At 67.1% G+C, this 15,986-nt stretch carries 9 protein-coding genes and 3 rRNA genes; all 12 read right to left on the minus strand.

The features are described from left to right. Positions 1–8 precede the first annotated feature (8 nt). Positions 9–125 (minus strand): 5S ribosomal RNA (gene rrf, locus ACTMMA_RS13720). Positions 126–208: 83 nt separating this feature from the next. Continuing rightward, a 23S ribosomal RNA gene (locus ACTMMA_RS13725) occupies positions 209–3,337 on the minus strand. Positions 3,338–3,743: 406 nt separating this feature from the next. Next, a 16S ribosomal RNA gene (locus tag ACTMMA_RS13730) occupies positions 3,744–5,264 on the minus strand. Together the 16S, 23S and 5S rRNA genes form the textbook arrangement of a ribosomal RNA operon. Before the next feature lie 371 nt (positions 5,265–5,635). Next, on the minus strand, positions 5,636–6,907 hold the full coding sequence (gene tyrS / locus ACTMMA_RS13735; RefSeq protein ID WP_441190691.1) for a tyrosine--tRNA ligase: 1,272 nt from the start codon (positions 6,905–6,907) through the stop codon (positions 5,636–5,638). Between the two features lie 68 nt (positions 6,908–6,975). Next, entirely contained in the window at positions 6,976–7,632 is a 657-nt protein-coding gene (locus tag ACTMMA_RS13740) for a DNA-3-methyladenine glycosylase (protein WP_441190692.1), read from the minus strand. Between the two features lie 40 nt (positions 7,633–7,672). Further along, positions 7,673–9,094 carry an argininosuccinate lyase gene (gene argH, locus ACTMMA_RS13745; protein ID WP_441190693.1) on the minus strand — a complete coding sequence of 474 codons (1,422 nt, stop codon included), beginning with the start codon at positions 9,092–9,094 and terminating at the stop codon, positions 7,673–7,675. 22 nt (positions 9,095–9,116) lie between these two features. Further along, positions 9,117–9,629 carry an arginine repressor gene (locus ACTMMA_RS13750; RefSeq protein WP_441190695.1) on the minus strand — a complete coding sequence of 171 codons (513 nt, stop codon included), beginning with the start codon at positions 9,627–9,629 and terminating at the stop codon, positions 9,117–9,119. A gap of 165 nt (positions 9,630–9,794) precedes the next feature. Next, positions 9,795–10,706 (minus strand): aminoglycoside phosphotransferase family protein, encoded by a 912-nt coding sequence (locus ACTMMA_RS13755; protein ID WP_441190696.1) that lies wholly within the window; start codon positions 10,704–10,706, stop codon positions 9,795–9,797. 19 nt (positions 10,707–10,725) lie between these two features. Continuing rightward, positions 10,726–11,508 carry an SDR family oxidoreductase gene (locus ACTMMA_RS13760; RefSeq protein WP_441190697.1) on the minus strand — a complete coding sequence of 261 codons (783 nt, stop codon included), beginning with the start codon at positions 11,506–11,508 and terminating at the stop codon, positions 10,726–10,728. Beyond that, positions 11,505–14,036 carry a phenylalanine--tRNA ligase subunit beta gene (gene pheT / locus ACTMMA_RS13765; protein WP_441190698.1) on the minus strand — a complete coding sequence of 844 codons (2,532 nt, stop codon included), beginning with the start codon at positions 14,034–14,036 and terminating at the stop codon, positions 11,505–11,507. Before pheT ends, ACTMMA_RS13760 begins: the two co-directional genes overlap by 4 nt. Before the next feature lies 1 nt (position 14,037). Further along, complete coding sequence (gene pheS / locus ACTMMA_RS13770) at positions 14,038–15,132, minus strand: phenylalanine--tRNA ligase subunit alpha (RefSeq protein WP_441190699.1); 1,095 nt, start codon at positions 15,130–15,132, stop codon at positions 14,038–14,040. Positions 15,133–15,176: 44 nt separating this feature from the next. Next, the gene (locus tag ACTMMA_RS13775) at positions 15,177–15,980 is read right to left on the minus strand and encodes a TrmH family RNA methyltransferase (protein WP_441190700.1); all 804 of its coding nucleotides are present in this window, start codon (positions 15,978–15,980) and stop codon (positions 15,177–15,179) included. Positions 15,981–15,986 lie beyond the last annotated feature (6 nt).

Raw genomic sequence — 15,986 nt, forward strand, 5'->3', positions numbered from 1 at the left:
GAAGTGTGGTCCGGCGGTGTCCTACTCTCCCACACCGTCTCCAGTGCAGTACCATCGGCGCTGTCAGGCTTAGCTTCCGGGTTCGGAATGTGACCGGGCGTTTCCCTGACGCTATGGCCGCCGTAACATTATCGAGTTGTTCGAACATCTAGCCCGGGGGCGTGTTCGTATCCCGAGAGACCGTACAGTGGACGCGTAACATCTTTGTTGTTTTATGTTGTCGGCTTATTAGTACCGGTCAGCTCCACACATTACTGTGCTTCCACATCCGGCCTATCAACCCAGTAGTCTAGCTGGGAGCCTCTCCACCCCGAAGGGTGATGGAAACCTCATCTTGGAGTGTGCTTCCCGCTTAGATGCTTTCAGCGGTTATCACGTCCGAACGTAGCTAATCAGCGGTGCCCTTGGCAGGACAACTGACACACCAGTGGTTCGTCCATCCCGGTCCTCTCGTACTAGGGACAGCTCTCCTCAAGTTTCCTACGCGCGCAGCGGATAGGGACCGAACTGTCTCACGACGTTCTAAACCCAGCTCGCGTACCGCTTTAATGGGCGAACAGCCCAACCCTTGGGACCGACTCCAGCCCCAGGATGCGACGAGCCGACATCGAGGTGCCAAACCATGCCGTCGATATGAGCTCTTGGGCAGGATCAGCCTGTTATCCCCGGGGTACCTTTTATCCGTTGAGCGACGGCGCTTCCACAAGCCACCGTCGGGTCACTAGTCCCGACTTTCGTCTCTGCTCGACATGTCTGTCTCACAGTCAAGCTCCCTTGTGCACTTACACTCGACACCTGATTGCCAACCAGGCTGAGGGAACCTTTGGGCGCCTCCGTTACCTTTTAGGAGGCAACCGCCCCAGTTAAACTACCCACCAGGCACTGTCCCTGATCCGGATCACGGACCGAGGTTAGATATCCAGAACGACCAGAGTGGTATTTCAACGTTGACTCCACAACCACTGGCGTGGCTGCTTCACAGTCTCCCACCTATCCTACACAAGCCGTACCGAACACCAATACCAAGCTATAGTAAAGGTCCCGGGGTCTTTCCGTCCTGCTGCGCGTAACGAGCATCTTTACTCGTAGTGCAATTTCGCCGAGTTCGTGGTTGAGACAGTGGAGAAGTCGTTACGCCATTCGTGCAGGTCGGAACTTACCCGACAAGGAATTTCGCTACCTTAGGATGGTTATAGTTACCACCGCCGTTTACTGGCGCTTAAGTTCTGAGCTTCGCGCTTGCGCGCTAACCCGTCCCCTTAACGTTCCAGCACCGGGCAGGCGTCAGTCCGTATACATCGTCTTTCGACTTCGCACGGACCTGTGTTTTTAGTAAACAGTCGCTTCTCCCTGGTCTCTGCGGCCCTTGACGCTAACCCGCTAGGGGTTTCACGCCGCGGGCCCCCCTTCTCCCGAAGTTACGGGGGCATTTTGCCGAGTTCCTTAACCACGATTCACTCGATCGCCTTGGTATTCTCTACCTAACCACCTGAGTCGGTTTGGGGTACGGGCGGCTAGAACCTCGCTAGAAACTTTTCTTGGCAGTATAGGATCGCCCTGCTTCCCGCATACGCGGTCACTATCAAGCCTGAGGCACTGATGGGGCGGATTTACCTCTCCCCGGCCCTGCGCTCTTGGACGTGGACAACCATCGCCACGCGGAGGCTACCTTTCTGCGTCCTTCCATCGCTTACCTACTACACGCTCGGGTCACGCGCTAGACCGCCACGACCTCCACCCGAAGGTGAAGGGGATGCGACGGCTTCGGGCGTTTAGCATCACATGATTCGGTATTGGGCGGTTCTTCGCCGGTTCCGGAATATCAACCGGATGTCCATCGACTACGCCTGTCGGCCTCGCCTTAGGTCCCGACTTACCCAGGGCAGATTAGCTTGACCCTGGAACCCTTGGTTATTCGGCGGAAGAGTTTCTCACTCTTCATTCGCTACTCATGCCTGCATTCTCACTCGTGTCGGCTCCACACCTCGATCACTCGGGCGCTTCTCTGCCGACACGACGCTCCCCTACCCAGCAACACGCCTGGACCCACACAAGTGTGGGCCGAGCAAAGTGTCACTGCCACAGCTTCGGTGGTGTGCTTGAGCCCCGCTACATTGTCGGCGCGGAATCACTTGACCAGTGAGCTATTACGCACTCTTTAAAGGGTGGCTGCTTCTAAGCCAACCTCCTGGTTGTCACAGCAACTCCACATCCTTTCCCACTTAGCACACGCTTAGGGACCTTAGCTGATGATCTGGGCTGTTTCCCTCTCGACTACGAAGCTTATCCCCCGCAGTCTCACTGCCATGCTCTCACTTACCGGCATTCGGAGTTTGGCTGACGTCAGTAACCCGGTGGGGCCCATCAGCCATCCAGTAGCTCTACCTCCGGCAAGAAACACATGACGCTGCACCTAAATGCATTTCGGGGAGAACCAGCTATCACGGAGTTTGATTGGCCTTTCACCCCTACCCACAGCTCATCCCCTCAGTTTTCAACCTAAGTGGGTTCGGGCCTCCACGCGGTCTTACCCGCGCTTCACCCTGGCCATGGGTAGATCACTCCGCTTCGGGTCTAGACCCAGCGACTATGATCGCCCTGTTCGGACTCGCTTTCGCTACGGCTACCCCACACGGGTTAACCTCGCCACTGAGCACTAACTCGCAGGCTCATTCTTCAAAAGGCACGCCGTCACCAGACCGCAGTCCAGCTCCGACGGATTGTAGGCACACGGTTTCAGGAACTATTTCACTCCCCTCCCGGGGTACTTTTCACCTTTCCCTCACGGTACTTGTCCGCTATCGGTCACCAGGGAATATTTAGGCTTAGCAGGTGGTCCTGCCAGATTCGTACGGGATTTCTCGGGCCCCGTACTACTTGGGTGGTGCGATACGGAGTCGACAATATTTAAGCTACCGGGGTATCACCGTCTACGCCAGGCCTTTCCAGACCCTTCGCCTATACCATCGATTTCTTACTCCGCGCACGCGTGTCAGCACGTGCACACACACTCCCACAACCCCTCGCCTGCAACCCCTGACAGGTCATCACACAGACAAGGTTTAGCCTCTTCCACTTTCGCTCGCCACTACTCACGGAATCACATGTTGTTTTCTCTTCCTGTGGGTACTGAGATGTTTCACTTCCCCACGTTCCCTCCACACACCCTATATATTCAGGTGCGGGTGACTGGCGATGAAGCCAGCCGGGTTTCCCCATTCGGAAATCCTCGGATCAATGTCTGGTTATCGACTCCCCGAGGCTTATCGCAGATTCCTACGTCCTTCTTCGGTTCCTGGTGCCAAGGCATCCACCGTGCGCCCTTAAAAACATAAAAGCCACAAAGATGCTCGCGTCCACTGTACAGTTCTCAACATACGACCAGGCCAACCCCCACCGGCCCCAGCAACCAAGCTGGAACAAGCAAAGGCCCCGGACAACCAGAGACACCCAACCCCTCCACGACCCCGCCCAGGCCAGCACAACAGCCGGCACCACGAAGCCACGACAAAGGGGCCCGATCCCTCAGGACCCAACAACGTGTCAGCACCACCACCCACCAGCGACAGCCCCAGCTTTCCCCACCCCCAAAGAGGCCGTACTCACCAACCGGGCCACCACCAACAGCGGCAGCGACAGAATCTTGATGTTCCACCCAGAGCAACCCACCGTGGGACACTCGCCCACGCAGCAGGCCACAAAACCCACCCGACAAAACAGCCGGGGGGCGTGATGCTCCTTAGAAAGGAGGTGATCCAGCCGCACCTTCCGGTACGGCTACCTTGTTACGACTTAGTCCCAATCACCAGTCCCACCTTCGACAGCTCCCTCCACAAGGGTTGGGCCACCGGCTTCGGGTGTTACCGACTTTCGTGACTTGACGGGCGGTGTGTACAAGGCCCGGGAACGTATTCACCGCAGCGTTGCTGATCTGCGATTACTAGCGACTCCGACTTCATGGGGTCGAGTTGCAGACCCCAATCCGAACTGAGACCAGCTTTAAGGGATTCGCTCCACCTCACGGTTTCGCAGCCCTCTGTACCGGCCATTGTAGCATGCGTGAAGCCCAAGACGTAAGGGGCATGATGATTTGACGTCATCCCCACCTTCCTCCGAGTTGACCCCGGCAGTCTCCTATGAGTCCCCACCATCACGTGCTGGCAACATAGAACGAGGGTTGCGCTCGTTGCGGGACTTAACCCAACATCTCACGACACGAGCTGACGACAACCATGCACCACCTGTATACCGACCTTGCGGGGCACCCATCTCTGGATGTTTCCGGTATATGTCAAGCCTTGGTAAGGTTCTTCGCGTTGCATCGAATTAATCCGCATGCTCCGCCGCTTGTGCGGGCCCCCGTCAATTCCTTTGAGTTTTAGCCTTGCGGCCGTACTCCCCAGGCGGGGCGCTTAATGCGTTAGCTGCGGCACGGACCCCGTGGAATGGGACCCACACCTAGCGCCCAACGTTTACGGCGTGGACTACCAGGGTATCTAATCCTGTTCGCTCCCCACGCTTTCGCTTCTCAGCGTCAGTAGTGGCCCAGAGACCTGCCTTCGCCATCGGTGTTCCTCCTGATATCTGCGCATTCCACCGCTACACCAGGAATTCCAGTCTCCCCTACCACACTCTAGCCTGCCCGTACCCACTGCAAGCCCGGAGTTAAGCCCCGGGATTTCACAGCAGACGCGACAAACCGCCTACAAGCTCTTTACGCCCAATAATTCCGGACAACGCTCGCACCCTACGTATTACCGCGGCTGCTGGCACGTAGTTAGCCGGTGCTTCTTCTGCTCCTACCGTCACAAAAGCTTCGTCAGAGCTGAAAGAGGTTTACAACCCGAAGGCCGTCATCCCTCACGCGGCGTCGCTGCATCAGGCTTTCGCCCATTGTGCAATATTCCCCACTGCTGCCTCCCGTAGGAGTCTGGGCCGTGTCTCAGTCCCAGTGTGGCCGGTCACCCTCTCAGGCCGGCTACCCGTCGTCGCCTTGGTAGGCCATTACCCCACCAACAAGCTGATAGGCCGCGAGTCCATCCCATCCCGATAAATCTTTCCACCCCATACCCATGCAGGTTGGAGTCATATCCAGTATTAGCACCGGTTTCCCGGAGTTATCCCAGAGGAAAGGGCAGGTTACTCACGTGTTACTCACCCGTTCGCCACTAATCCACCCAGCAAGCTGGGCTTCATCGTTCGACTTGCATGTGTTAAGCACGCCGCCAGCGTTCGTCCTGAGCCAGGATCAAACTCTCCGATAAAAACCCTTAGATCCCTAAAAGAGAGCCAAGAACCTGACAAAAACCACCAGCACCCACCGCGGGGGGCGACAAGCACCAGTGGCCAAACAAAACAATACTTGGCATCAAAAAACTGACACGCTGTTGAGTTCTCAAGGATCGGACACACACCTCACCCGGCCGATCTTTCGATCTGCCTCGGTGCGGGGCAACCTCATCTAGTTAACCATTCTGCATTTCTCGGAGTCAAATCCGCGGCCCTGCCGAAGCAGTTCCCTATGCAGTGGTTGTGCCGGACCCGGGACCGGCCACCTCTCGGTGTCCGTGCCTCCCTGTCGGTGCGGCGAAGGACAACAGTAGACCACCTCTGCAGCGAACTACAAATCCGCAGGTCAGAGGGCCTTTCGGGCAGCCGCCAAGTTCTTGCGGCCGCGACGGACCAGCGCCACCTGGCCGTGCAGGAAGTCGGACTCCGACAGCGCCTGCTCGGCATCGGACACCTTGACGTTGTTGATGCTGACCCCACCCTCGGCGATGAGACGCCGGGCCGCGCCCTTGCTCTCGGCCAGGCCGGTGGCCACCAGGGCATCGACGATGCCGTCGCCGACCTTCACCTCTCCCCCGGGCAGCTCGGCCGTCGCATCCCGCAGCGTCCCGGCCTCGAGCTCGGTCGGGTCGCCCTTGCCGAAGAGGACGCTGGAGGCGGCCTGCACCTGCGCGGTCGCGGAGGCACCGTGCACCAGCGTGGTGACGTCTCCGGCGAGGGCCCGCTGCGCGCTGCGCAGATGGGGGCTGTCCACAGTGGCCTGCTCGAGCTCGGCGATCTCGTCCTGCGTGCGGTCGGTGAAGGCGCGCAGCAGCTTGCCGACCTCGGAGTCGGCCACGTTGATCCAGTACTGGTAGAAGGCGTAGGGGCTCGTCATGTCGGCCGCGAGCCAGACGGCGTTGCCCGCGGACTTCCCGTACTTCTCACCGTTCTCGTCGGTGATGAGCGGCGTCGTCAGGGCGTGGACCGAGCGGCCCTCGACGCGGTGCACCAGATCCACGCCGGCCGTGAGGTTGCCCCACTGGTCCTGGCCACCGGTCTGCAGCACGCAGCCGTGCTCGCGGAAGAGGTGGAGGTAGTCCAGCCCCTGGAGCAGCTGGTAGCTGAACTCCGTGTAGGAGATGCCCTCCTGGCTCTCCAGCCGCGCCGCGATGGCGTCCTTGCGGATCATCTGGTTGACCCGGAAGTGCTTGCCGATGTCCCGCAGGAAGTGCAGCGCCGACATCGGGGCCGTCCAGTCGAGGTTGTTGACCATGACGGCAGGGTTGTCCCCGTCGAACTCCAGGAACGGGTGGACCTGCTCCTGGATCCGCGAGACGTACTCGGCGGTCAGCTCCGGCGTCTTGAGCACCCGCTCGGCGGTCGGCTTGGGGTCACCGATGAGACCGGTCGATCCACCCACGAGGCAGATGACCCGGTGCCCGGCACGCTGGAGGTGGCGCAGGACGATGAGCTGCACCAGGTTGCCGAAGTGCAGGGAGGCAGCGGTCGGGTCGAAGCCGCAGTAGACGGTGATCGGCGCCTCGTCCATCAGGGCCCGCAGGTCGTCGAGGTCGGTGGTCTGCGCGACCAGCCCCCGCCACTGCAGCTCGTCGATGATGGCTGATCCCGTGCTCACGTCTGTCGGTCCTCGTCGGTCGCTCGATCGGTCTGGGTATGCGGTGGCGCACCTCGGGTGCGCCTGGGTCAGCGTAGCGGGAGCCGGGTGCGTTCCCGGGCCGCCCCGGGCCGGTAGGCCGAGACGGTCGGCTCGCCGACGAGCCAGAACCTCCAGGGGAAGAGCTGCCCGTCTCCTCCCGGCCCGGAGACACCGACGCGCGGGCCACGCCCCACCCGGTCCGCGGGCCGAGGCTTCACCGGCACCCGGACGGTCACCGAGCTCCCGGCGGCGAACAGGTCCAGCCCGGTGTGCCCCCGCCCCAGGCCGAGTGCGGATCCGAGATTCCCGGGCCCCCGGGCCAGGTCGCGAACCGGGGCCGGGCTCCGGCGCCGGGCGTCTCGACGGGTGCGGGCCTCCTGCTCCCCGGCGACGACCTCGCCGGCCCGGAGCAGGACGGCACTGGCCCGCCCCTCCGTGCCGCAGACGATGTTGGCCGCCCAGTGCGCACCGTAGGAGAAGTAGACGTAGAGGTGTCCGGCCGGGCCGAACATCACCTCGGTGCGCGGCGTCGGTCCCCGGAAGGCGTGCGAACCGGGGTCGTCGCCGCCCTCGTAGGCCTCGACCTCGGTGAGGCGCACCTCCACGCCCCCGCACCCGATGTGCGCGCCCAGCAGCAGCGGGGCGACCTCGAGGGCGGGCGGGCTGAAGAAGGTCCGGTCCGGACGCACGAGGCGGTCGGTCACGGTCGGTTTCGCGGTGTGGGTGCGGACGGGCGGGCGGAGATCAGTCGCGGATGGCGGGCATCTGCTCGACCCAGCTGCGCAGGCTCGCGGCGCGCTTGGTCAGCTGCGCCCGCTGCTCGGCGACCCGGGCGGGCGCGGTGCCGCCGTGCGCGTTGCGCGACTCCATCGACCCGCGCACGGTCAGCACGGTGCGGACCCCGGGGTTGAGGTGCTCGCTGATCGCGCCGAGGTCGGAGTCGGACAGGTCCTCGAGCCCGATCCCCCGCGTCTCGCAGACCCGGACGCACTCGCCGGCGACCTCGTGGGCGATCCTGAACGGCACCCCTTCCCGGACGAGCCACTCGGCGACGTCGGTGGCCAGCGAGAAGCCCTGCGGCGCCAGCTCCTCGAGCCGCTCGGGGAAGAAGGTCAGCGTGGCGACCATCCCGGTGACGGCCGGCAGCAGCACCTCGAGGGTGTCGACCGCGTCGAAGACCGGCTCCTTGTCCTCCTGGAGGTCACGGTTGTAGGCCAGGGGCAGACCCTTGAGGCTGGCCAGGAGGCCGGCGAGATCGCCGATGAGCCGGCCCGACTTGCCCCGCGCGAGCTCGGCCACGTCGGGATTCTTCTTCTGGGGCATGATGCTGGACCCGGTCGAGAAGGCGTCGTCGAGGCGGACGAAGCCGAACTCGGCCGTGGCCCACAGGATGACCTCCTCGGACAGGCGCGACAGGTTGACGCCGATCATGGCCGCCACGAAGGAGAACTCGGCGGCGAAGTCGCGGGACGCTGTCCCGTCGATGGAGTTGTCGCTCGGCGCATCCATCCCCAGGTCGTGGGCGATGGCCGCCGGGTCGAGCCCGAGCGAGGACCCGGCCAGCGCCCCGGAGCCGTAGGGCGAGATCGCGGCGCGACGGTCCCAGTCGACGAGGCGCTCGACGTCACGCAGCAGCGCCCAGGCGTGCGCCTGGAGGTGGTGGGCCAGGAGCACCGGCTGGGCGTGCTGGAGGTGCGTGCGGCCGGGCATGGCGACCCCGGGGTGGCGGGCCGCCTGGTCGACGAGGGCCTGGATGACATCGAGGACCTTGCCCGCCAGGAGCCGGGCCTGGTCGCGCAGGTACATCCGGAACTGGGCCGCGACCTGGTCGTTGCGGGAGCGTCCGGCCCGAAGCCGACCCCCCACGTCCGGCCCGACCCGTTCGATGAGGCCGCGCTCGAGCGCGGTGTGGACGTCCTCGTCGTCGGGCGCCGGCCCGAACGCCCCCGACTCCACGTCCTCTCGCAGCTGGCGCAGGCCGTCGAGCATGCTCTCCAGGTGCTCGTCGGAGAGCAGGCCGGCCTTGTGCAGGACCCGCGCGTGGGCCCGGGACCCCGCCAGGTCGTAGGGGGCCAGACGCCAGTCGAAGTGCGTGCTCTTGCTCAGGGCGGCCAGCGCGTCGCTGGGTCCACCGGTGAAACGACCACCCCACAGGCTCACAGTCATGGGTCCATCCTCCCCCACGCCGTCAGTCCCGATCGACGTCGGCGTCGGCCAGGGTCAGGAACCACTGGGCGATGGCCGGGCCACCATCCATCTCGTGGGTGATCACCAGGATGGTGTCGTCGCCGGCGATCGTCCCCAGGATCTCGACCGAGTCGCTGCGGTCGATCGCCGAGGCCAGGTAGTGGGCGGCACCCGGCGGCGTGCGCAGCACGACCTGGTTGCCGACCGCGCGGGCACTGACCAGCAGCTCTTGGAGCAGCCGGTGCAGCCGCGCCGAGACCTCGCCCGGCTCCTGGGCGGGGCGTGGGGTGCTGTCGCCCCCCTGCCCCGGCACCGCGTAGACCAGTGCCCTGCCCCGGCGCACCTTGACCGCGCCCAGGTCGACCAGGTCCCGCGACAGCGTCGCCTGCGTGACCGAGATGCCGTCCTCGCCGAGCAGGTCCAGGAGCTGCCCCTGCGAGCCCACCGCGTGGCGCTCGAGCAGATCGGTGATGCGCTGGTGCCGCGCGGCTCGCGTCGTCGGGATGCTGGTCACCGGCGTGACTATACAGGGTGCTGCATGACTATGCGTCCCGCCCTGCCCCGCCCTTCCCGCCCCCTTCCCCACCGGGCGCGCCCAATGGTTGCCACCACACCCACCGAGCGCGCCCAATGGTTGCTGGCCACGCCCACCGAGCGCCCCCAGTGGTTGCTCGCGACCTCAGAGGCCCAGCTCTTCGAGCAGCTTCCGCCCGGCCACGGCCTGCTCACGCTGGAAGGCCCGCAGGGTCGGCAACCCCGGTGCCGCCGGACGACGACAGGCCTCGGTGCAGAAGCCGGTCAGCCCTGCCAGCAGACCCAGCACGTCCTCCCGCGACGCGCCCAAGGCCTCCACCGCGGCCAGGTGGGGGCGCACGTCCAGGTCGCCGGCCCACCGGATGTTGAGCAGCAGCATCACCGCGTCGCACCACGCCGCACCGCGCGAGGCCCACGGCCAGTCGACGAGCCGGACCGTCCCGGTCTCGTCCACCAGCAGGTTGTCCGCCCGGACATCGGTGTGCGCCACCGCACCGCCCGCCATGCGCGGGAGCGTCCGGGCACACAGTGCGTCGAGCTCGGCAATGCGCTCCCCCAACCACGGATCCAGATCAGCCGGCGGGTCCTCACGCAGCCGCGACCAGGCCGCCATCTCCCCCACCAGCTCCTCCTCCAGCGCCGGCCACGAGGCGGGCGCACCCACCCGCGCCAGCTCGGCCAGGGCCGCCACCGTCGCGGCGACCGTCTCGTGCGTCCACGGGAGCGGGTGGCGACCCTCCACGTCCTCGATGACCAGCGCGACCCACTCGCCGTCGTCGTAGGCATCAATCAGACGAGGGACCGACCTCACGTCCGCGAGGGTCCGCAGGACGGCGATCTCACGTCGGTGCAGGCCGGGGGTGTCCGGGTTCTGCTCAGGGCTCACCGCCTTGACGAAGCCCCGGCGCCCGTCCGCGGTGACCACCCGGTCCGCCGACCCCGGCGAGAAGCCTGCCGGCTGGGAGGACGCGGAGACCACCGGCGCTCCGAGCACGCCGCCCACCCAGTCGTGCAGCCGGGTGGGCAGGTCGGACCAGGCGAGGCGAACCCCATACATGGCGTCGGTATGCCGTCCCTCAGGCGACCGGGTCGTCCTCGCCCCAGGGGCGCAGGCGCAGCATGCGCTCGCCGTCGCCGAGCCCCTCGCGCGAGCGCTCCCGCAGGGTGTCGAGATCGTCGGTGCCGGCGCGGACGAAGCGACCGCTGAAGCCGTCCAGCTCCCCGTCGGCGATGGCCAGCACGAGCGCCTTAACGTCCTCGGGGTCGGTCCAGTCGGTGCGTCCGTCGTGCATGACCATCGAGTGGGTCATGTCGGTCTCGATCACGCCGGGAGCCAGGTCGAAGGCGTGCACGCCGTGCTCGGCCCCCGCCAGGGCCGTGCCGCCGGTCAGCCGGGCGAGGGCGGACTTGGAGGCGTGGTATGCGGTGAGGGCGTCGCTCTCCCGCGTCCCCGACCCGGAGTTGAGGTTGATCACCCGGCCGCCTCCGGCGGCGATCATGTGCGGGACCACGGCGCGGGTCAGCAGGAACGGACCACGGACGTTGGTGACCATGACCTGCCACCACTCGTCCACGTCGGCCTCCCACAGCGGCTGCTCGGTCTCGACCAGGCCGGCGTTGTTGACCAGCAGGTCGATCCGGCCGTGGCTGTCGATGACGTGCTCGACCGCGGCGTCGACCGCATCGGGATCGGTGACGTCGCAGGCCAGCGCCTCGGCCCCGTTCGTGCCCTCGGCCGGGCGGCCGGTCCGCGACAGGCCGACGACCTGCCAGCCGGCCCCCAGCAGGGCACGGACGATGTGGGCGCCGATGCCGCGGGAGGCGCCGGTGACCAGAGCTAGCTGACCCGGCACGGTCACCGCTGCACCGCTCCGTGGTCCTTGGCCGCGCGGGCGACGGCAGCGTCGCGGGCGGCGTTGACCTCCTCGGTCTTCAGCGTCCGGTCCGGGGCACGGAAGTGCATCCGGAAGGCCAGCGACTGCTCGTCGGCCCCGACCTGGTCGCCGCGGTAGACGTCGAAGAGCTGGATCGACTCGAGCAGCTCACCCGCCCCGGCCCGCAGCGACTCCTCCACGTCGCCGTAGCGCACGGACCGCTTCACGACGAGCGCCACGTCGGAGGCGGCCATCGGCTGCGTCGACAGCGGGGTCGCCGCGAGCCGGTGGTCAGAGGCGGCGATGAGCACGTCGAGGTCGAGCTCGGCCGCCGAGGTCCGCCCGGGCAGACCGAGTGACTGGAGGGCCTTGGGGTGCAGCTCGCCCGCCCAACCGACCGTCGTGCCGTCGGCCAGCGCCAGCTCGACGCACCGGCCCGGGTGGAATGGAGCGCGCTCGGTCTGGAGACGCTCGACCTGGACGCCGAGGGCGTCGCAGACCGCGTGGGCCCAGCCCACCACGTCGGTGACGTCCACCTCGCGGCCACCGCCCCACCAGCCGGCCCGGTCGCTCTGGCCTGCGGCGATCATGGCCACGTGCCAGGGCTGCGCCGGGACCGCGTCCCGGATCTGCTGCAGCACAGCGTCATCGGGGCGACGACCCACGTCCGGCACGGGTGCCTTGAGCCCGTCCGTCGGGAGGGTCACCGTGTCGATCTCGAAGATCGCGACATCGCGGGTGCCGCGAGAGATGTTGCGGCGCAGCGTGGCCGGCAGCGTCTGGAGCAGCTCGGTGCGCATGAAGGGCGCCTCGTCCGACAGCGGGTTGGCCAGCCGGACCGCCGTGCGGCGCGGGTCGTCGGCGGGCAGACCGAGGTCGTCCCACTGCTGGGCGCCGACGAAGGGATAGCACTGCACCTCCTGCAGCCCGGCGCCGGCCAGGGCACGGGCGACGAGGCGGCGGCTGCGCTGGGCGTGGGTCAGCCCGCGGCCACCGATCGCGCGCGGCACGACCGAGGGGATCTTGTCGTAGCCGTCGATCCGCGCGACCTCCTCGACCAGGGTGGCTCCGTCGGTGAGGTCGGGACGCCAGCTCGGCGGCTGCACGGACACGTGCCCGTCGCTCTCCTCGCCCACCTCGCAGCCGATCATCTCCAGCAGCTCGCGCACGCGCTCACCGCTGTAGTCGACCCCGACGTAGCGGGTCGGCATCGTCAGGTCGAAGGCGATCGGGTCGGCCGCCGTGGTCTGGTCGACGTCGGTGATGTGCGGGTCGGCGGTGCCGCCGCCGTGCTCGACGAGCAGGTCGACCGCCAGCTGCGCCGCGGCCGCGGTGACCTGCGGGTCGACGCCGCGCTCGAAGCGCTTGGAGGCCTCGCTGCTCAGCTTGTGCCGGCGCGAGGTGCGGGCCACGGTGCGGTGGTCGAAGTGCGCCGACTCGATGAGCACGTCGGTCGTCACGCCGGGGGTGACCTCGCCGTCCTCGCCTCCCATGACGCCGGCCAGCGCGAGGATGCGGGTGCCGGAGTCGGTGATGAGCAGGTCCTCGGGGTCGAGCGTGCGCGTCACGTCGTCGAGGGTCTTGAGGGTCTCCCCCGCCTGCGCGCGCCGCACCACGATCGGGCCGTTGAGCGTCGCCAGGTCGAAGGCGTGCAGCGGCTGGCCCAGGGCGAGCATCACGTAGTTGGTGACGTCGACCGCCAGTCCGATCGGCCGCATCCCGGCCTCGGTCAGGCGGCGGGCCATCCACTCCGGGGTGGCCCGGGTCAGGTCGATGTCGCGCACGATCCGGGCGACATAGCGGTCGCAGCCAGCCACGCCCTGGAGCGGGCTCTCGTCGGCGAGGCGAACCTCATACCCGTCCCCCGTCGCCGGGTCGACCGGCAGCAAGGCGGGGTCGGTGTATGCGGCGCCCGTCGAGTGGGAGTACTCCCGCGCGATCCCGCGGATGCTGAAGCAGTAGCCCCGGTCGGGGGTGACGTTGACCTCGACCGTCTCCCGGTCCAGACCCAGGACGGGTATGAGGTCCTGCCCGGGCTGGAGGTCCAGCTCAGCCACGCGGTCCTCACCCAGGAGGCGCGACAGCACGATGATGCCGTCGTGGTCGTCGCCGATGCCGAGCTCACGGACCGAGCAGATCATGCCGGCGGAGACGTGGCCGTAGGTCTTGCGGGCGCTGATCTGGAAGTTGCCGGGCAGCACGCCGCCGGGCAGGATCACCGCGACGAGGTCGCCGACCTCGAAGTTGTGCGCGCCGCAGACGATGCCCTGGGGCTCGCCGGTGCCGTTGGCGTCGGCGACATCCACCTGGCACCAGTTGATGGTCTTGCCGTTCTTCTGCGGCTCGGGGTGCTTCTCCAGCACGCGGCCGACGACGAGCGGGCCCTGCACGTCGCCGCCGTGCAGGCCCTCCTCCTCCAGTCCGACGGCGACGAGGTCGGCCGCGACCTGCTCGCCGGTGGTGCCTTCGGGCAGGGTGACGTACTCGCCCAGCCAGTCCATGGGAATCCGCATGTCAGCCCTCCATCCCGAACTGCGCGTTGAAGCGCACGTCGCCCTCGATCAGCTCCCGCATGTCGGCCACCGTGTTGCGCAGCATGGCCGTGCGCTCGATGCCCATGCCGAAGGCGAAGCCCTGGTAGCGCTCGGGGTCGACGCCGCAGGCGCGCAGGACGTTGTGGTTGACCATGCCGCAGCCGCCCCACTCGATCCAGCCGGTCCCGCCGCAGGTCCGGCACTCGGTGTCGTCGCCGTGGCAGACGAAGCAGCGGAAGTCCATCTCCGCGCTGGGCTCGGTGAAGGGGAAGAAGGACGGGCGCAGGCGGCTGGTGATGCCGGGGCCGAACATCGCCTCCGCGAGCCGGTCCAGGGTGCCCTTGAGGTGGGCCATCGTCAGGCCCTCGTCGATGGCCAGACCCTCGAGCTGGGCGAAGACGGGCGTGTGCGTCGCGTCCAGCTCGTCGGTGCGGAAGGTGCGTCCGGGCACGGCGACGTAGAGCGGCACGCCACGCTCGAGGAGGCTGCGTGCCTGGACGGGCGAGGTGTGCGTGCGCAGCACCAGACCGGCCTCGGCGGGCTCGACGAAGAAGGTGTCCTGCATCTGCCGCGCCGGGTGGTCCTTGTCGAAGTTGAGCGCGTCGAAGTTGAACCACTCGGCCTCGACCTGCGGGCCCTCGGCGATCTCCCAGCCCATCCCGACCATCGCGTCGGCCATCCGCTCGGCGGTGACGGACAGCAGGTGGCGCCGCCCCACCGGGTGGCGGTCCGGGCGGACGGTGAGGTCGAGGGCCTCCTCCACGAGGATCCGCTCGTCACGCTCGGCCTCCAGCTCCGCCTGCCGGGCGGCGAGAGCCTTGCTCACCTGCCCGCGGGCCTGGCCGACGCGCTTGCCAGCCTCGGCCTTGGCGCTCGGCGGGAGGGCCCCGATCTCGCGGTTGGCCAGGGCGAGGGGCGACTTCTCCCCCGCGTGCGCCAGCCGGGCGGCCTTGAGCTCGTCCAGGGTCGAGGCGGCGGCGATGGCGCTCAGGGCGTCGGAGACGTTGGCCTCCACCGCCTCGGGCGCGAGGGCAGCGACCTCGACAGGGTCGTAGTTGGTGTTGGGTCCGGACACCTGCGCAAGTCTAGGCAACGCCGGGGACTGGTCTCGACAGGGTTTCAGCGGGCCGAGCCCGACGCGTGCAGGCAGACGGTGGCCGCCATCGCCAGGTTGAGCGACTCGGCGCGCTGGATCGGGATGGCGACGGTCTCGTCGCACAGGTCGAGCACCTCCGGCTCCAGCCCCCACGCCTCGTTGCCCATGACCCACGCGTGCGGCCCGGACAGATCGACCTCGGGCAGCGTCGTCGAGCCCGAACCGTCGGCGGCCAGCAAGCGGATCCCCCGGTCCCGACAGGCCGCCAGGAGCTCGGCGACCGGGGTGCCCACGGTGACCGGCAGGTGGAACAGGGAGCCCACGGTCGAGCGGACGACCTTGGGGTTGTAGACGTCCACCGAGGCGTCGCTGACCAGCACCGCCGCGGCCCCGAAGGCATCGGCGCCACGCAGCACGGTCCCCGCGTTGCCGGGGTCTCGCACGTGGGTCAGGACGACGGCGAAGCCTTCCCCCACGGCATCGAGGGCCTCGGCGAGGGGCACGTCGACGCGACGGGCGACGGCCAGCATCCCCTGCGGGTGGTCGGTGTCGGCCATCGCCGCCAGCACCTGGTCGGTGCAGGCGTGGACCGGCACCCCGGCCGTGCGGGCGGCCTCGACGATCTCGGTATGCCGCTGCTCGGCGGCGTCGGTGACGTACAGGACGACGGCGGCGGGCGCCGCATACCCGAGCAGCTCGCGGACTGCCTGGGGTCCTTCGACGAGGAAGCGGCCCTGCTTGTCGCGGGCAGCACGACGCCCCAGCGCGGCGACCTGCCGGACACGCTCGCTGCGAGGATTGCTCAGCAGCGACGGGTCGGTGGTCATGCGCCG

The organism is Ornithinimicrobium panacihumi, from assembly GCF_052073805.1.
GTDB lineage: Bacteria > Actinomycetota > Actinomycetes > Actinomycetales > Dermatophilaceae > Ornithinicoccus > Ornithinicoccus panacihumi.